We start from the raw sequence: 14,842 nt of genomic DNA on the forward strand, positions 1-14,842 counted from the left end.
AGGGCCGCCGGGATGGGGCCGAAGCCGGAGCTTCGGGCAGCGTCCTCGGTACGACCATGGGGCGCGACCCCGGAGCGCGGAACAGATAGGCAAGCGCCGCGCTGAGGTCAATCTTCACGCGCTTGCCGCCCCATGCCGCATCCGGCATTGTCCGGCGCCTTTCGGAGCCCCCCGACTTTATGACCTTCCGCCCCCTTCTCCTGGCTGCCCTCCTGGCCCCCGCCGCCGCGCTCGCCCAGACGGCCGCGCCCCCACCGGCGCTCCAGGCAACCCCCCAGGGGGCGGAAGACCCCATCCTCGCCCGGGTCGATGGCAGCCCGGTCCGCCTCTCGGACGTGATGGCGACGGCCCAGGACGTGCTGCCGCCCGAGATGCGCACCATGCCCGGCCCGGCCCTGATGCAGATGCTCCCCCCCGAGGTCGCCCGCCAGCTCATCGACCGCGCCGTCACCGAGCGCGTCCTGACCAACGCCGCCCGCTCGGCGGGCCTCGACAAGGACGCCGAGGTCCAGCGCCGCATCCGCCGCGCCGAGGAGCAGGAGCTGCAGCAGGCCTACCTCTCCCGCGAGGTGACGCCCGCCGTCACCGACGCCGCCATCCGCGCCCGCTACGACCAAGAGGCCAGCCGCCGCCAGGGCGAGGAGGAGGTCCACGCCCGCCACATCCTCGTCCAGACCGAGGCCGAGGCGAAGGCCGTGCTCGCCGAACTCGCCGGCGGCGCCGACTTCGCCGATGTGGCGAAGCGCCGCTCCCGCGACCCCGGCGCCCAGAGCGGCGGCGATCTCGGCTTCTTCAAGCGCGGCGACATGGTCCCTGAATTCGCCGAGGCCGCCTTCGCCCTCCAGACCGGCCAGGTGACCCAGACCCCGGTCCGCACCTCCTTCGGTTGGCACGTCATCAAGGTGGAGGAGCGCCGCTCCGCCCCGGTGCCGGGCTTCGAGGAGAGCCGCAACCAGCTCCGCCAGAAGATGCTGGAGGAGCAGGTGCAGCAGGTCGTCGCCCGCGCCCGCGATGCGGCGAAGGTCGAGCGCCTCGACCAGCCCGCCCCCTCGCTGATGGACAACGCGGCCCCGCCCGCAGCGGCCCCGGCCCGCCCCGCCGCCCCGCAACCCCAACGTCGCTGATAGAGAGCCCACGCCCATGGCCGGCCCGCTGCCCGTCTCCCCGCTTGCTCAACCGATGCCGGAGCTGCCGCCGATCGCCGGCGTCACCCTCGGCGTCATCGAGGCGGGCATCCGCTACAAGGGCCGCGCCGACCTGACGATGCTGGAATTCGCCCCCGGCACGACGGTCGCGGGCGTCTTCACCCGCAACCTATGCCCCGGCGCCCCCATCGACTGGTGCCGCGCCGCCCTCAAGGGTGGGAAAGCCCGCGCCCTGGTCGTGAATGCCGGCAACGCCAACGTCTTCACCGGCAAGGCCGGCCGCGACGCCACCGCCGCCACGGCCGAGGCCGCCGCGAAGCTCGTCGGCTGCAAGCCCCGCGAGGTCTTCCTCGCCAGCACCGGCGTCATCGGCGAGACCCTGCCGCATGACCGCCTGACCGCCGCCCTCCCGGCTCTCCACTCTGGCCTCTCCCCTGACCGCTGGCCCGACGCCGCGCGGGGGATCATGACGACGGACACCTTCCCCAAGGCCGCCCTCCGCACGGCGACCATCGGCGACGCCACGGTGACCATCGCCGGCATCGCCAAGGGCAGCGGCATGATCGCCCCCGACATGGCGACCATGCTGAGCTTCATCGCGACCGACGCGAAGATCCCCGCCGCCGCCCTCCAGTCCCTTCTGTCGAAGGGCGTCGCCAAGTCCTTCAATTGTATCACGGTCGACAGCGACACCTCGACCAGCGACACGGTCCTGCTCTTCGCCACCGGCCAGGCGAAGCACCCCCGCATCCCCGCCGAAGGCGGCGCGATGCTGCGCGACTTCGCCCGCGCCCTCGACGAGGTCCTGCTCGACCTCGCCCTCCAGGTCGCCCGCGACGGGGAGGGGGCGCAGAAGCTCATCCAGATCGACGTCATCGGCGCCGTCAGCGCCAAGTCGGCCCACCGCATCGCCATGGCCATCGCCAATTCGCCGCTGGTGAAGACCGCCATCGCCGGCGAGGACGCCAATTGGGGCCGCATCGTCATGGCCGTCGGCAAGTCCGGCGAGCCGGCCGACCGCGACAAGCTCGGCATCGCCGTCGGCGGCACCTGGATGGCGCAGGAAGGCGGCGTCGTCCCCGGCTATGACGAGGCCCCCGTCGTCGCCCATATGAAGGGCCGCGAGGTCGAGATCACCGTCGATATCGGCCTCGGCCGCGGCAAGGCCCGCGTCTGGACCTGCGACCTGACCCACGGCTACATCGACATCAACGGCTCCTACCGGAGCTGAAACGGGTCGATGGCCTCCACCCCCATCGGGGTGAAGTGCCGCAGGTTCCGCGTCGCCAGCACCAGCCCATGGGTGCGGGCGATGCAGGCCAGGGTGAGGTCGGCGAAGCCCGGCTCCACCCCCGCCGCCCGCGCGGTCCGGGCCAGCGCCCGCGCCTCCAGCGCCGCCCTGGCATCGAAGCCGAGCACCCGCTCCGGATAGGCCACCAGCACCGCCCGCAGCCAGGCGGCCAGATCGGCCGCATGCCGCACCGCCCCCGAAGCCTCCCGCGCCCCGATCCCCGCCGCGATCTCGGCGACGGCGATCACTGGCAGGAACAGCCGGTCCTGGTTGTCCAGCACCCAGTCCCGCGCCGCCCGCTTCGCCACATCCGGCACGCCCCGCCGGTCAGGCGCCGTGGCCGAGACGACATTGGTATCGAGCAGGAACCCCGCGCTCACAGACCGAGGTCGCGCACCGGCGCCGGATCGCGCCCGACCTCATCATCCTCGGGAAAGGCCAGCAGCAGATCGGCGAAGGAGGGCTGCGCCCCGGTCAGCCTTCGCCACTCGGCATAGCCGAGCACCACCGCCACCTTCTCCCCATGCCGCGTGACGACGCTCGGCTCGCCTTGCGCCGCCTTCTCGACCACCGCCGAGAAGCCGGCCTTCGCATCGCGCAGCTGCAATTCGTGCATGTCGGACCCTGTGTGACCACTGTGGTCATATAGTCGCTTAGCTACTCCGTCGCCAGCGCCTTCCCGCCCAGCTCCGCCCAGGCCGCATCCAGCCCCGCCCGGAACCGCCCGCACATCTCCCCGATCTCCTCGGCGGTGATGATGAGCGGCGGCGTGAAGGCGATCCGGTCCCCGATCGCCCGTACGATCAGCCCCGCCGCCTGGCACTTCTCCTACACCAGCAGCCCCACCTTGGCCGCAGGCGGGAAGGGCGCCTTCGTCGTCTTGTCCGCCACCAGCTCCACCCCCGCGATCAGCCCGACGCCGCGCACGTCGCCGACCAGCGGATGCTCCCGCATCGCCCCCAGCCCCTCGAGGAAGGTCGGCGAGACGGCCCGCACATGCCCCAGGATGTCCCGCTCCTCGTAGATCGCCAGCGTCTCCAGCCCGACCGCGCAGGCCACGGGATGCCCGCCATAGGTGAAGCCATGCCCGAAGCTGCCATGCTTCCGGCTTCCCTCCATCAGCGCCGCATGGATTGGGTCCGAGATCAGCAGCGCCGAAAGCGGCTGGTAGCTGGCCGTCAGCTGCTTGGCCGAGACCAGCATGTCCGGCCGCATCCCATAGGTCTCGGAACCCCAGAGATTGCCCGTCCGCCCGAAGCCGCAGATCACCTCGTCGGCGACCAGCAGGATGTCATGCCGCGTAAGGATCGGCTGGATCAGGTCGAAATACCCGCGCGGCGGAGTAATGGCGCCGCCGCCGCCCTGCACCGGCTCGGCGAAGAGCGCGGCGATGGTCTCCCCGCCCTCCCGTTCGATCAGCGCCTCCAACTCGGCCGCCATCCGCGCGCTGAACTGCTCCTCGCTCTCCCCCTCCTGCCCGAAGCGGTAGTAGTTCGGGTTGGAGATGTGCAGGAACCGCTCGCCCAGCGGCAGGTCGAAATCCGCCTGCATATGCGGCTGGCCGGAGAGCGAGGCCGTCGCCACCGTATTCCCATGGTAGCCGCGCATCCGCCCGATCAGCTTCTTCTTCGCCGGCTTACCGCGGATGTTGTTGTAATACCAGATCAGCTTGATCGCCGCGTCATTCGCCTCCGACCCGCTGCACTGGAAGAGCACATGGTTGAGCCCCTCCGGCGCCATGGCCGCCAGCTTCTCGGCCAGCCGGACGCTCGGCTCATGCCCCTTCTGGAAGAAGGTGTGATAGTAGGGCAGCGCCAGCATTTGCTTGTAGGCCGCCTCCGCCAGCCGCCGCTCGGAGAAGCCGAGCGAGGCGCACCACAGCCCCGCCATCGCCTCGATATACTCGCGCCCCTCGGTATCGGTGACGCGCACGCCATTCCCGCGCGCGATGAGGATGGCCCCCTCCGCCTCATGCGCCCCGAGATCGGTCTGCTGATGGACGAGATGCGCCAGGTCGGCGGCATGGAGGCTGTTCGGACGCATCGGCGGGGCTCCTCAAGGCTCGCGCCATGCTGCGGCGCGTGCCCCCACCCTGCAAGATCCTTGCCCCGCTGATCCCATCCCGCTATAGGAATATTCGCCCAAGGTGAGGCCGCGCCCGAAGCCCGGCCCGGCAACTCGCCTAAAGCCCTAAAATCCTAAATTCCCCTCCTGAAACCGAACTACCTCAAGAGCTTACCCGCCCCCAGGCTTCAAGATCTCAAACCATCCGCGCCGCAACCCGCCCGACCTCGGCCAGCACCGCGCTCCGCTCCGCATCGCTCCCCCGCGCGCCTTCGAGATAGGCGGCGACGATGACCGGTGCCTGCCCCGGCGGCCAGGCGATGGCGACATCGTTGGTCGGCACCAGCGGCGCCGGCCCGGTGCCGGTCTTGTCGCCGACCCGCCATCCCGCCGGCATCCCGGCCCTGAGCCGCGCATCACCCGTCTTGGACCCGACCAGCCACCCCACCAACCGCTCCCGCGAACCCGCCGACAACGCCTCGCCCAACAGAAGCCGCCGCATCGTCCCCACCATGGCGAGCGGCGTCGTCGTATCCCGCTCATCCCCGGGCGGCACGACATTCAGCTCCGTCTCCCGCCGATCCAGCCGCGTCGCCCCATCCCCCAGCCCCCGCAGCCAGGACGTCAGCCCCGCCGGCCCACCGAAGCTGTCGAGCATGAGGTTGCCCGCCGTATTGTCGCTGAGTGCCACCGCCGCCTCGCAGATCGCTCCCATGGCGAGGCCGCCCGCCTCCGCCCCCGGCCCCGTCACAGGCGAGTAAGGCACCAGCGCCTCCCGTCCATAGGCGACATGCCGGTCGAGCCACTCCTCGCCCGCATCGACCCGCGCCAGCACCCGCGCGGCCGCCAGGTGCTTGAAGGTGCTGCACAGCGCGAACCGCTCCTCCCCCCGATGCGCCAGCACCCGCCCGCTGCCGCTATCCAGGATGGCGACACCGAGCCGCCCGCCCTGCCGCGCCTCCAGCGCCGCCAGCCCCTCGGCCGCCGCGGCCGGCATCGCCAGCACCGCACCCGCCGCCAGCACCGTCCTTCGCCTCATCGCGTGTTCTCCCGCCCGTAGCGCCGCTCGAAGGCCGCGATCTCATCCTCCAGCGACAGGGTCAACCCGATCTCGTCCAGCCCCTCCAGCAGGCAGTGCCGGGCGAAGGGATCGACCTCGAAGCCATGCACCGATCCATCCGGGAAGGTCACCTCCAGCGCCCGCAGGTCGACCGTGACCTCGGCCTCCGGCGCCGCCTCCACCTGCGCGGTCAGCGCCGCCACCGCCTCCGCCGGCAGCACCACCGGCAGCAGCCCGTTCTTCATCCCGTTGGTGCGGAAGATGTCGCCGAAACTGGGCGCGATGGCGCAGCGGAACCCCGCATCGAACAGCGCCCAGACCGCGCTTTCCCGCGACGACCCGCAGGCGAAATTCCGCCCCGCCACGATGATCCGCGCCGCCCCGAACACCTCCCGGTTCAGCGGGAATTCGGGATCCTGCTCCCCCGTCTCCGGCCGCCGTCGCGCATCGTGGAAGAGGAACTCCCCATGATCGACCTCCCTCGGCCGAGAGAGGAAGCGCGCCGGGATGATCTGGTCGGTGTCGATATTCGGCCGCGGCAGCGGCACCGCCACGGAGGTAAGCCGGGTGAAAGCCTCCATCTCAGCCGCCCCCCGCCAGCAGCCGCCGCACATCGGTGAAATGCCCCGCCACCGCGGCGGCGGCGGCCATCGCCGGGCTGACCAGATGCGTCCGCGCCCCCGGTCCCTGCCGCCCCATGAAATTCCGGTTGCTGGTCGAGGCGACGCGGCTGCCCGGCCGGGCGATGTCGCCATTCATCCCCACGCACATGGAACACCCCGGCTCCCGCCAGTCGAAGCCGGCACCGCGGAAGACCTCGTGCAGTCCCTCCGCCTCGGCCTGGCGCTTCACCGCCTCGCTGCCCGGCACCACCCAGGCCTCGACGCTCTCCGCCACGCGCCGCCCCCGCGCGACGGCGGCAGCGGCCCGCAGATCCTCGATCCGGGAATTGGTGCAGGAGCCAATGAAGACCCTATCGACCGCCAACCCCTCCAGCGCCATCCCCGGCGCGAGGCCCATATAGTCGAGCGTCCGCGCCATGGTCTCCCGCCGCTCCGCATCGGCCGCCGCCTCCGGCCCCGGCACGGTGCCGCCGATCGGCAGCGCCTCCTCCGGGCTGTTGCCCCAGGTGACCATCGGCTCGATGGCGCCGCCATCCAGCGTCACCTCCGCATCGAATACCGCCCCCGGGTCGCTCGGCAGCGCCCGCCAGCGCGCGAGCGCCGCCTCCCAATCCTCCGGCGCATAGGCCCGGCCGGCGAGATAGGCGAAGGTAGCCTCGTCCGGCGCCACCATGCCGGCCCGCCCACCCGCCTCGATCGACATGTTGCAGAGCGTCAGCCGCCCCTCCATCGAGAGGCTCGTGATGGCGCTGCCGGCATATTCGATCACATGCCCCGTCGCCCCCGCCGCGCTGATCCGGGCGATGATGGCGAGGATCACGTCCTTCGCCGAAACACCCTCGCCGAGCCTCCCGTCGACGGTGATGCGCATCGTCTTCGGCTTGCGCTGCCACAGCGTCTGCGTCGCCAGCACATGCGCGACCTCGCTGCTGCCGATGCCGAAGGCGAGCGCGCCGAGCGCCCCATGCGTGCTGGTATGGCTGTCGCCGCAGACGATCAGCATCCCCGGCTGGGAGAGGCCGAGCTCCGGCCCGATCACATGCACGATGCCCTGCTCCGGCCCGCCGAGGCCGAAATGCCGAATGCCGTGCTCCTTCGAATTCTGGGCAAGCTGCTCGATCATCTCGCGGTGGCGCGGGTCGCGGATGTCATCGAGCCGGCGGCTGTCGGTCGGCGCGTAGTGATCCGGCACGGTGAAGATGCGGTCGGGCGCGCGCGGTGCCAGCCCGCGCCGCCGCAGCGCCGCGAAGGCCGCGGCACCGCCCTCATGCACCAGGTGCCGGTCGACATAGAGCAGCGTCTGCCCGTCCTCCCGCTCCAGGACCCGGTGGCGGTCCCAGATCTTCTCGAACATCGTCCTCGGCGCCTCGGACATGGCTTCCTCCGCCCGCTTCGCGCCGATCCTGCGGCGGGGGAGGGATGCGGTCCAGTAGGGTCAGCCACGCTCGCTCGTCCCTTTCCCTCGCCGCCGATCCTGGCGATGCTGCATCACCGCCCCATCTCGAGGGCCAAGCAAACGAGGGAATGCCCGCCATGCAGGCTGCCAGCTGGACCCGGCCGGAACTGCGCTCGCTGACCCTCGTCTCCGGCGCGCATCTCGTCAGCCACATCCACCAGCTCGTCCTGCCGCCGCTCTTCCCCCTGCTGCGCGACCGGCTCGGCGTCTCCTTCGTCGAGCTGGCGCTGGCGCTGACGCTCTACAACATCGTCTCCGGCGTCACCCAGGCGCCGCTCGGCTATGCGGTCGACCGCTTCGGCTCGCGGCGGGTGCTGGTGGCCGGGCTCGGCCTCGGCGCCTTCGCCCTTGTCCTGCTGGCGGCGATGCCGACCTATCCCGTGCTGCTGGTCTCTGCGGCGCTGCTCGGCCTGGCGAATGCCGTCTACCACCCGGCGGATTACGAGATTCTCGGCCGCACCATCGGCGAGGAGCGGATCGGCCGCGCCTTCTCCATCCACACCTTCTCCGGCTATCTTGGAGGGGCGATGGCCCCGGCGCTGATGCTCGGCCTCTCCAGCCTCGCCGGGCTCGAGGCAGCGCTCGGCGCGGCCGGGGGGCTGGCCATCCTTGCCGCCCTGCCGCTCGCCTTCGCCCGCGACGAGGCCCCTGCGCCCCGCGCCGCCGCAGCCAAAGCCGCCAAGGCCCCAGCCGAATCGGTGCTGACGCCGGCCGTCGTCATGCTGACGGTCTTCTTCACCCTGCTCGCCCTCTCGCTCGGCGGCATCCAGAATTTCTCGGTCGTGGCGCTGGTGAACGGCCGGGGCGTCGACTTCGCCGCGGCCAATGTCGCGCTGAGCGCCTTCCTTCTGCTGAGCGCCTTCGGCGTGCTGGCCGGCGGCATCATCGCCGACCGTACCACACGGCATGGCGATGTGGCTGCCCTCGGCTTCGGACTGACGGGCGCGTTGATCGGCCTGGTCGGGCTGGTGCCGCTCGGGCCGGTGGTGCTGGTGGGCGTGATGGGTCTGGCGGGCTTTTTCTCCGGCATGATCATGCCCTCCCGCGACATGCTGGTGCGGGCCGCGGCGCCGCCCGGCGCGGTGGGCCGGGTCTTCGGCATCGTGACGACGGGCTTCAACATCGGCGGCGCGGTGGGGCCGATGATCTACGGCGCGCTGATGGACCATGGCCGGCCGCTGCTGGTCTTCGCCGCCTCGGTCTGCTTCATCCTGGCGACCATGGCGATGGCCTTCGTCGGCGAGCGGCGCTTCAAGCGACCGGTGACGGCCGCCGAGTGAACGGGACGATCGGGAGGAACATGAGACAATGAGTGGCTTTGCTTCGGTGACCCGGCGCGCGGCGCTCGGGGCAGGCGCTGGCCTGCTCGCCTCGCGGGGCGCCCGGGCGGCGGGCTATCCGGACCGGCCCATCCGCATCGTCGTCCCCTACACCCCGGGCGGCACCACCGACGTCGCTGCCCGTTTCGTGGCGGAACCGCTGTCGAAGGCGCTCGGCCAGCCTGTGGTGGTGGAGAACCGGCCGGGCGCCAACAGCATCGTCGGCGCCGGCGCTGTCGCCGCCAGCCCGCCGGATGGCTACAGCTTCGCCGTGGTGATCGGGGCTCATGCGGCCAATGCCACGCTCTACAAGGGCAAGCTGCCCTTCGACCCGGTAGCGAGCTTCGCCCCGGTCTCGCTGATGATGCTCGCGCCGCTCGTGCTCGGCGCCAATGCCAAGCTGCCCTTCACCGATCTGGCCGGAATGCTGGCCTATGCCAAGGCGCGGCCGGGCGCCCTGAATTACGGTTCGAGCGGGATCGGCGCAGCGGCCCACCTGACGATGGAGGACCTGCAGGTCCGAACCGGCACGCAAATGGTGCACGTGCCCTATCGCGGCACGGCGCCGGCGCTGCAGGACCTGATCTCCGGCAATATCGGCGTGATGTTCGACAGCTTCTCCTCGCTGCGGGCGCAGTTCGAGAGCGGCGCCGTCCGGCCGATCGGCTTCGCCAGCGCCACGCGCCCGACCTGGGCGCCGAACATCCCGACCTTCATCGAGAGCGGCCTACCGGACTTCGTCTCCAGCACCTGGTGCCTGCTGCTGGCCCCAGCCAATACGCCGCGCGAGATCGTCGAGCGCGTCTCGGGCGAGGTGGCGAAGATCGTCCGCGACCCGGCCGCGACCGAGCGGCTGCGCGGCCTCGGCTTCGACGCCGTCGGCAGCAGCCCGGAGGAAGCCGGGACCTTCCTCCGCGGCGAGGTGGACCGTTGGGCCAAGGTCATCACCGCGGCCAACGTCACTATCGAATAGCCTACTTCCCGGTGAAATCCGGGCGGCGGCGGCCGAGGAAGGCGGCGACGCCTTCGGCGAAATCCGCGGTACCGGCCGAGGCGAGGAAGGCCGCTTCCTCCGCCTGAAGCTGGGTCGGCAGGTCGCGGCCCGCCGCCCCACGGAGCAGCGCCTTGGCCCGGCCGAAGGCTGCCGTCGGCCCGCTGGCGAGTTCCTGCGCCAGGGCCTCCGTCGCCGCCTCCAGCTCGGCGGCCGGCACGACCCGGTTCACCAGCCCGGCGGCGAGCGCCGCCTGCCCGTCCAGCTCCTCGCCGAGCATCGCCAGGCCCATCGCTCCGCGTAGGCCAAGGAGGCGCGGTAGCACCCAGCTCCCGCCGCAATCCGGCACGGTGCCAAGCTTCAGGTAGCCCAGGGCGAAGCGCGCATCCTCCGCCGCAATCACCAGATCGGCGCCGAGGGCCAGCGACAGCCCTCCGCCCGCTGCCGCGCCCTGGACGCTGGCGAGAACGGGGACGGGGAGGGCGGCGAGCCCGGCCACCGCCTCATGCATCGGCTGCAGGATATGGCGGATCTCGGCTAGCGCCTGCGGCCCCTGGAAGGCGGAGATGTCGCCGCCAGCCATGAAGGCCCGGCCGGCGCCGCAGAGCACGACGCAGCGGAGATCCGGGTCCTGCGGCAGGGCATCGACGGCTTCGCGGAAGGCCGCGGCCATGGCGGCATCGATGGCATTCAGCCGCTCTGGCCGGTTGAAGCGGAGGCGGGTGATGGCGCCGGAGCGCTCGACGAGAAGGGGGTTCGACATGGGGCGAGCCTGCACCCGTCGCGTGGATAAAAAAAGGCCGGCGAGGTTGCCCCCGCCGGCCTGGTCTGGTCTGCCTCGAGGATTACTCCTCGCCGGCCATCTCGCGGCGGCGGCGGATGGCCGCGCCCAGGATGTCACCGAGCGAGGCGCCGCTGTCGGTGGAGCCGTACTCCTTCATCGCCTCGCGCTCCTCCTCGATCTCCTTGCCCTTGATCGTCAGGGCGAGGCGACGGGCGGCGCGATCCACGGCGGTGACCTTGGCATCGACCTTCTCGCCCACGGCGAACTTGTCGGGGCGCTGGTCGCCGCGGTCACGCGCCAGCTCGGCGCGGCGGATGAAGCCGGTGAGGACATCCTCGACCCGGACCTCGATGCCGTTGGCCTGAACCTGCGTGACGATGCAGGTGACGACATCGCCCTTGCGGACCTTGTCGAGCACTTCCGCGGCCGGGTCGGCCTCGAGCTGCTTCACGCCGAGGGAGATGCGCTCCTTCTCGACATCCACATCGAGCACCTTGGCCTTGATGACCTGGCCCTTCTCGAAGTTGGCCATCGCCGCCTCGCCGGCCTCTTCCCAGGAGAGGTCGGACATGTGGACCATGCCGTCGATCTCCGGGCCGATGCCGATGAACAGCCCGAACTCGGTGATGTTGCGGATCTCGCCCTCGACCACGGAGCCCGGCGGATGGGCCTCGAGGAACAGCTCCCACGGGTTGCCCTGGGCCTGCTTCAGGCCGAGCGAGATGCGGCGCTTCGGCTCGTCCACGTCGAGGATCATCACGTCCACTTCCTGCGAGGTGGCGACGATCTTGCCCGGATGGACGTTCTTCTTCGTCCAGGACATCTCGCTGACATGCACGAGGCCCTCGACGCCCGGCTCCAGCTCCACGAAAGCGCCGTAGTCGGTGATGTTGGTCACGCGGCCGCTGAACTTGGCGTTCACCGGGTACTTGATGGCGACGCCATCCCACGGATCGGCCATCAGCTGCTTCATGCCGAGGCTGATGCGCTGGGTCTCGCTGTTGAAGCGGATGACCTGCACCTTCACCGGCTGGCCGATGGTCAGCGCCTCGGACGGGTGGTTGATCCGGCGCCAGGCGATGTCGGTGACGTGCAGCAGGCCGTCGACGCCGCCGAGGTCCACGAACGCACCGTAATCGGTGATGTTCTTGACCACGCCGTCGAGGATCATGCCCTCCTTCAGGCCCTGGATCAGCTCAGAACGCTGCTCCGCACGGGTCTCCTCGAGGACGGCGCGGCGGCTGACCACGATGTTGCCGCGGGCGCGGTCCATCTTAAGGATCTGGAAGGGCTGCGGGCTGCCCATCAGCGGGCCGACATCGCGCACCGGGCGGATATCGACCTGGGAGCCGGGGAGGAAGGCCACGGCGCCGCCGAGATCGACGGTGAAGCCGCCCTTGACGCGCCCGAAGATCACGCCGTTGACGCGCTGGTTCGCCTGGTAGGCCTTCTCGAGATTGGTCCAGGCTTCCTCGCGCCGCGCCTTCTCGCGCGAGAGCACGATGGAGCCGTCGCGGTCCTCATAGCGCTCGACGAAGAGCTCGACCACGTCGCCGGCCTGCACTTCCGGCTTCTGCCCCTGCGGGGCGAATTCCTTGAGGGGGACGCGCCCCTCGCTCTTCAGCCCGACATCGACGACGGCGAAGTCGTCATCGATGCGGATGACGCGCCCGGAAACAACCGAGCCGGCGAAGCCGGTATCGGCGCCCAGGGTCTCGTCGAGCATTGCGGCAAAGTCTTCGATCCCCGCGTCATGCGCGAGGGTGGTGGCGGATGCCATGCGGTCTGTCTGTCCCGAACTGCCCGCGAGCGGCGGGCGGTGGTCCTGCGCCCCCGGCGATCCGCCGGGCACGGCTTGATCGGGCGCCGGGCCGTCCTTGTCGGGCGGATGGAGGCGCGTTCGACCCTGTGCCTTGGGCGGCGTATCGGCCCGCCCGGTCCCGGCCCTTGGGCTGCGGGATGCCTCACATTGCTGTGATGCCGATCCCTCAACTGCGGGCGCCGCGGCCCTTACGGACGCGCGGAGGTGATTTCGCTAGGCTTTTGCGGCACCAGGGTCAAGAGAATTCAGCCGGTCCCGGATCATCGCCATGGCCGTGGCGAAGGCCGCCTCGGCATCGAGCGCGGTGGTGTCGAGGATGAGGGCATCCTCGGCGGGACGGAGCGGGGCGACGGGGCGGTTGCTATCCTGCTCGTCGCGGGTGTGGATCTCGGCGGCGACCTGCGCCCGGTCGGCCGCGACGCCGCGGGACCGCAGCTCCAGCCAGCGGCGGCGGGCGCGCTCCTCCGGGGTGGCGGTGACGAAGAGCTTCACCGGCGCCGCGGGGAAGACGACGGTGCCGATGTCCCGCCCGTCCATCACCGCGCCGTGGCGGCGGCCGAATTCGCGCTGCCAGTCGAGCAGGGCGGCGCGCACCGCGGGGATGGCGGCGACGGTGCTGGCGGCCATGTCGGCGGCCGGGCCGCGCAGGTCGGAGCGGTCCAGGTCTTCCGGGCGGAGGGCGCCGGCCTCGGCGGCGGCGATGGCGGCGTCGTGCGGATCGGCCTCGCGGTCGAGAACGCGGCGGCCGGTCGCGCGGTAGAGCAGGCCGGTATCGAGATAGGGCAGGCCGAGCGCGGCGGCGAGGCGGCGGGCCAGCGTGCCCTTGCCGGCGGCGGCCGGCCCGTCGACGGCGATGACGAGGCTCATGCCGGGCGGATCGCCTCGCTGCCGGCGGCGCGGTTCATCAGCGCGGCGAAGCCGGGGAAGCTGGTCTCGATAAAGCCGGCATCGTCCACCGCGACGGGCGCGCGGGCGGCGAGGCCCATCACCAGGGCACTCATCGCCAGGCGGTGGTCCATATGGGTGACGACGGTGCCGCCGCCCGGGATGACGCCGCCGGTGCCCTCCACCAGCAGGTCGTCGCCCTCGATCCGTGCGGCGATGCCGTTGGCGGCGAGCATCGCGGCGGCGGCGGCCAGGCGGTCGCTCTCCTTCACCCGCAGCTCGGCGAGGCCGCGCATGCGGGTGATGCCCGTCGCGGCGGCGGCGGCGACGGCAAGGACTGGATACTCGTCGATCATTGAAGGGGCGCGCTCCGGCGGCACCTCGACGGCCCGGAGCGGCCCATGGGTGGCGACCAGGTCACCGACCGGCTCGCCGCCCTCGACGCGGGCATTCTCGATGCGCAACTCGGCGCCCATCTCGCGGAGCGTGGCGAAGAGGCCGGTTCGCAGAGGGTTGAGGCCGACATTGGCGATCGTCACCTGCGAGCCGGGGACGAGCAGGGCCGCGACCAGCAGGAAGGCGGCGGAAGAAGGGTCGCCGGGGACGAGGATCGGGGCCGCGGTCAGCTCCGGCTGGCCCTCGAGCTCGATCACCCTTCCCTCGGCGGTGTCCTCGACGCGGACGGCGGCACCGAAATGGCGGAGCATGTTCTCTGTGTGGTCGCGGGTCGGCTCCGGTTCCACCACGCGGGTGGTGCCGCGGGCGCAGAGGCCGGCGAGAAGGCAGGCCGACTTCACCTGAGCCGAGGCGACGGGCAGCCGGTAGTCGAGCGGCAGAGGATCGGTGGCGCCCTGGACGGCAAGCGGCAGGCGGCCGCCCTCGCGGGTCCAGAAGCTGGCGCCGGTTGCCGAGAGCGGGTCGGTCACCCGCAGCATGGGGCGCCGGCGGAGCGAGGCATCGCCCGTCATCACCGAAAATATGGGATGGCCGGCGAGCAGCCCGCAAAGCAGCCGGGCGGCGGTGCCGCTATTGCCCATGTCGAGCACATCCGCCGGTTCGACCAGGCCGCCGATCCCGCGCCCGGCGACGCGCCAGGCACCGGGGCCCTGCTGCTCCACCGTCGCACCGAGGGCGCGCATGGCGGCGGCGGTGCGGAGCACGTCCTCGCCTTCCAGCAGCCCCTCGATCTCCGTGGTGCCGATGGCGAGCGCGCCGAACATCAGCGCGCGATGGCTGATCGACTTGTCTCCCGGCACGCGATGGGTGCCGGAGAGGGGCGCGGCGGGCGCCTGGGCGCGGAGCGGCCTGGGGGAAGCATCATGGGACATGGCCCCGCGCGTTTGACATGCCCCGGCCCCGCGTGGCAATGCGCGTGACCCGTTTTCAGCCGCCGACGCGCAGC

The 14,842-nt window shown here is 71.4% G+C and carries 14 protein-coding genes; 4 read left to right on the forward strand and 10 right to left on the reverse strand.

The annotated features are described in order from the left end of the window. Window positions 1-179 precede the first annotated feature (179 nt). Window positions 180-1,124 (forward strand): peptidylprolyl isomerase, encoded by a 945-nt coding sequence (locus tag EP26_RS07455; RefSeq protein ID WP_043337499.1) that lies wholly within the window; start codon window positions 180-182, stop codon window positions 1,122-1,124. A gap of 16 nt (window positions 1,125-1,140) precedes the next feature. Next, entirely contained in the window at window positions 1,141-2,376 is a 1,236-nt protein-coding gene (gene argJ, locus EP26_RS07460; RefSeq protein ID WP_043337500.1) for a bifunctional glutamate N-acetyltransferase/amino-acid acetyltransferase ArgJ, read from the forward strand. Here the strand turns inward: argJ and EP26_RS07465 are convergent. The 6 genes from EP26_RS07465 to leuC all read right to left on the reverse strand — a co-directional run bounded on the left by EP26_RS07465 (window position 2,364) and on the right by leuC (window position 7,558). After that, window positions 2,364-2,816 carry a PIN domain-containing protein gene (locus EP26_RS07465; protein ID WP_043337501.1) on the reverse strand — a complete coding sequence of 151 codons (453 nt, stop codon included), beginning with the start codon at window positions 2,814-2,816 and terminating at the stop codon, window positions 2,364-2,366. The genes argJ and EP26_RS07465 overlap by 13 nt on opposite strands. Then, window positions 2,813-3,052: a type II toxin-antitoxin system Phd/YefM family antitoxin gene (locus tag EP26_RS07470; protein WP_043337502.1), complete on the reverse strand. Its 240-nt coding sequence runs from the start codon at window positions 3,050-3,052 to the stop codon at window positions 2,813-2,815. Before EP26_RS07470 ends, EP26_RS07465 begins: the two co-directional genes overlap by 4 nt. A 212-nt stretch (window positions 3,053-3,264) precedes the next feature. After that, window positions 3,265-4,479 carry an aminotransferase gene (locus EP26_RS07475; RefSeq protein ID WP_342669091.1) on the reverse strand — a complete coding sequence of 405 codons (1,215 nt, stop codon included), beginning with the start codon at window positions 4,477-4,479 and terminating at the stop codon, window positions 3,265-3,267. A 217-nt stretch (window positions 4,480-4,696) separates the two neighbouring features. Then, complete coding sequence (gene bla, locus EP26_RS07480) at window positions 4,697-5,539, reverse strand: class A beta-lactamase (protein WP_043337503.1); 843 nt, start codon at window positions 5,537-5,539, stop codon at window positions 4,697-4,699. Next, entirely contained in the window at window positions 5,536-6,141 is a 606-nt protein-coding gene (gene leuD, locus EP26_RS07485) for a 3-isopropylmalate dehydratase small subunit (RefSeq protein WP_043337583.1), read from the reverse strand. The genes bla and leuD overlap by 4 nt, the downstream gene beginning before the upstream one ends. 1 nt (window position 6,142) lies before the next feature. Continuing rightward, window positions 6,143-7,558 carry a 3-isopropylmalate dehydratase large subunit gene (gene leuC / locus EP26_RS07490; RefSeq protein WP_043337505.1) on the reverse strand — a complete coding sequence of 472 codons (1,416 nt, stop codon included), beginning with the start codon at window positions 7,556-7,558 and terminating at the stop codon, window positions 6,143-6,145. 158 nt (window positions 7,559-7,716) lie between these two features. Here leuC and EP26_RS07495 point away from each other — a divergent pair, with 158 nt between their 5' ends. Both EP26_RS07495 and EP26_RS07500 read left to right on the forward strand, forming a co-directional pair. Next, window positions 7,717-8,919 carry an MFS transporter gene (locus EP26_RS07495; RefSeq protein WP_043337584.1) on the forward strand — a complete coding sequence of 401 codons (1,203 nt, stop codon included), beginning with the start codon at window positions 7,717-7,719 and terminating at the stop codon, window positions 8,917-8,919. A gap of 28 nt (window positions 8,920-8,947) precedes the next feature. Further along, window positions 8,948-9,931: a tripartite tricarboxylate transporter substrate binding protein gene (locus EP26_RS07500; RefSeq protein WP_043337507.1), complete on the forward strand. Its 984-nt coding sequence runs from the start codon at window positions 8,948-8,950 to the stop codon at window positions 9,929-9,931. 1 nt (window position 9,932) lies between these two features. On the opposite strand, the gene EP26_RS07505 is transcribed toward EP26_RS07500, so the two are convergent. The 4 genes from EP26_RS07505 to aroA form a co-directional block, all read right to left on the reverse strand. Next, window positions 9,933-10,712 carry an enoyl-CoA hydratase/isomerase family protein gene (locus EP26_RS07505; protein ID WP_043337509.1) on the reverse strand — a complete coding sequence of 260 codons (780 nt, stop codon included), beginning with the start codon at window positions 10,710-10,712 and terminating at the stop codon, window positions 9,933-9,935. An 82-nt stretch (window positions 10,713-10,794) separates the two neighbouring features. Further along, window positions 10,795-12,513, reverse strand: a complete 1,719-nt coding sequence (gene rpsA / locus EP26_RS07510) for a 30S ribosomal protein S1 (RefSeq protein ID WP_043337510.1) — start codon at window positions 12,511-12,513, stop codon at window positions 10,795-10,797. 255 nt (window positions 12,514-12,768) lie between these two features. Beyond that, the gene (gene cmk, locus EP26_RS07515; RefSeq protein WP_043337511.1) at window positions 12,769-13,422 is read right to left on the reverse strand and encodes a (d)CMP kinase; all 654 of its coding nucleotides are present in this window, start codon (window positions 13,420-13,422) and stop codon (window positions 12,769-12,771) included. Further along, window positions 13,419-14,768 carry a 3-phosphoshikimate 1-carboxyvinyltransferase gene (aroA, locus tag EP26_RS07520; protein WP_043337512.1) on the reverse strand — a complete coding sequence of 450 codons (1,350 nt, stop codon included), beginning with the start codon at window positions 14,766-14,768 and terminating at the stop codon, window positions 13,419-13,421. The genes cmk and aroA overlap by 4 nt, the downstream gene beginning before the upstream one ends. Window positions 14,769-14,842: the final 74 nt, after the last annotated feature.

Source organism: Belnapia moabensis DSM 16746, from assembly GCF_000745835.1.
Classification (GTDB): Bacteria; Pseudomonadota; Alphaproteobacteria; order Acetobacterales; family Acetobacteraceae; genus Belnapia; species Belnapia moabensis.

What these genes read in the sequence shown, in the direction of transcription:
- EP26_RS07495 (WP_043337584.1), top strand. Translation starts at nt 7,717, where the DNA reads ATGCAGGCTGCCAGCTGGACCCGGCCGGAACTGCGCTCGCTGACCCTC.
- argJ (WP_043337500.1), top strand. Translation starts at nt 1,141, where the DNA reads ATGGCCGGCCCGCTGCCCGTCTCCCCGCTTGCTCAACCGATGCCGGAG.
- cmk (WP_043337511.1), bottom strand. Translation starts at nt 13,422, where the DNA reads ATGAGCCTCGTCATCGCCGTCGACGGGCCGGCCGCCGCCGGCAAGGGC.
- EP26_RS07505 (WP_043337509.1), bottom strand. Translation starts at nt 10,712, where the DNA reads ATGTCGAACCCCCTTCTCGTCGAGCGCTCCGGCGCCATCACCCGCCTC.
- EP26_RS07455 (WP_043337499.1), top strand. Translation starts at nt 180, where the DNA reads ATGACCTTCCGCCCCCTTCTCCTGGCTGCCCTCCTGGCCCCCGCCGCC.
- rpsA (WP_043337510.1), bottom strand. Translation starts at nt 12,513, where the DNA reads ATGGCATCCGCCACCACCCTCGCGCATGACGCGGGGATCGAAGACTTT.
- aroA (WP_043337512.1), bottom strand. Translation starts at nt 14,768, where the DNA reads ATGTCCCATGATGCTTCCCCCAGGCCGCTCCGCGCCCAGGCGCCCGCC.
- EP26_RS07470 (WP_043337502.1), bottom strand. Translation starts at nt 3,052, where the DNA reads ATGCACGAATTGCAGCTGCGCGATGCGAAGGCCGGCTTCTCGGCGGTG.
- leuD (WP_043337583.1), bottom strand. Translation starts at nt 6,141, where the DNA reads ATGGAGGCTTTCACCCGGCTTACCTCCGTGGCGGTGCCGCTGCCGCGG.
- EP26_RS07475 (WP_342669091.1), bottom strand. Translation starts at nt 4,479, where the DNA reads ATGCGTCCGAACAGCCTCCATGCCGCCGACCTGGCGCATCTCGTCCAT.
- leuC (WP_043337505.1), bottom strand. Translation starts at nt 7,558, where the DNA reads ATGTCCGAGGCGCCGAGGACGATGTTCGAGAAGATCTGGGACCGCCAC.
- EP26_RS07500 (WP_043337507.1), top strand. Translation starts at nt 8,948, where the DNA reads ATGAGTGGCTTTGCTTCGGTGACCCGGCGCGCGGCGCTCGGGGCAGGC.
- bla (WP_043337503.1), bottom strand. Translation starts at nt 5,539, where the DNA reads ATGAGGCGAAGGACGGTGCTGGCGGCGGGTGCGGTGCTGGCGATGCCG.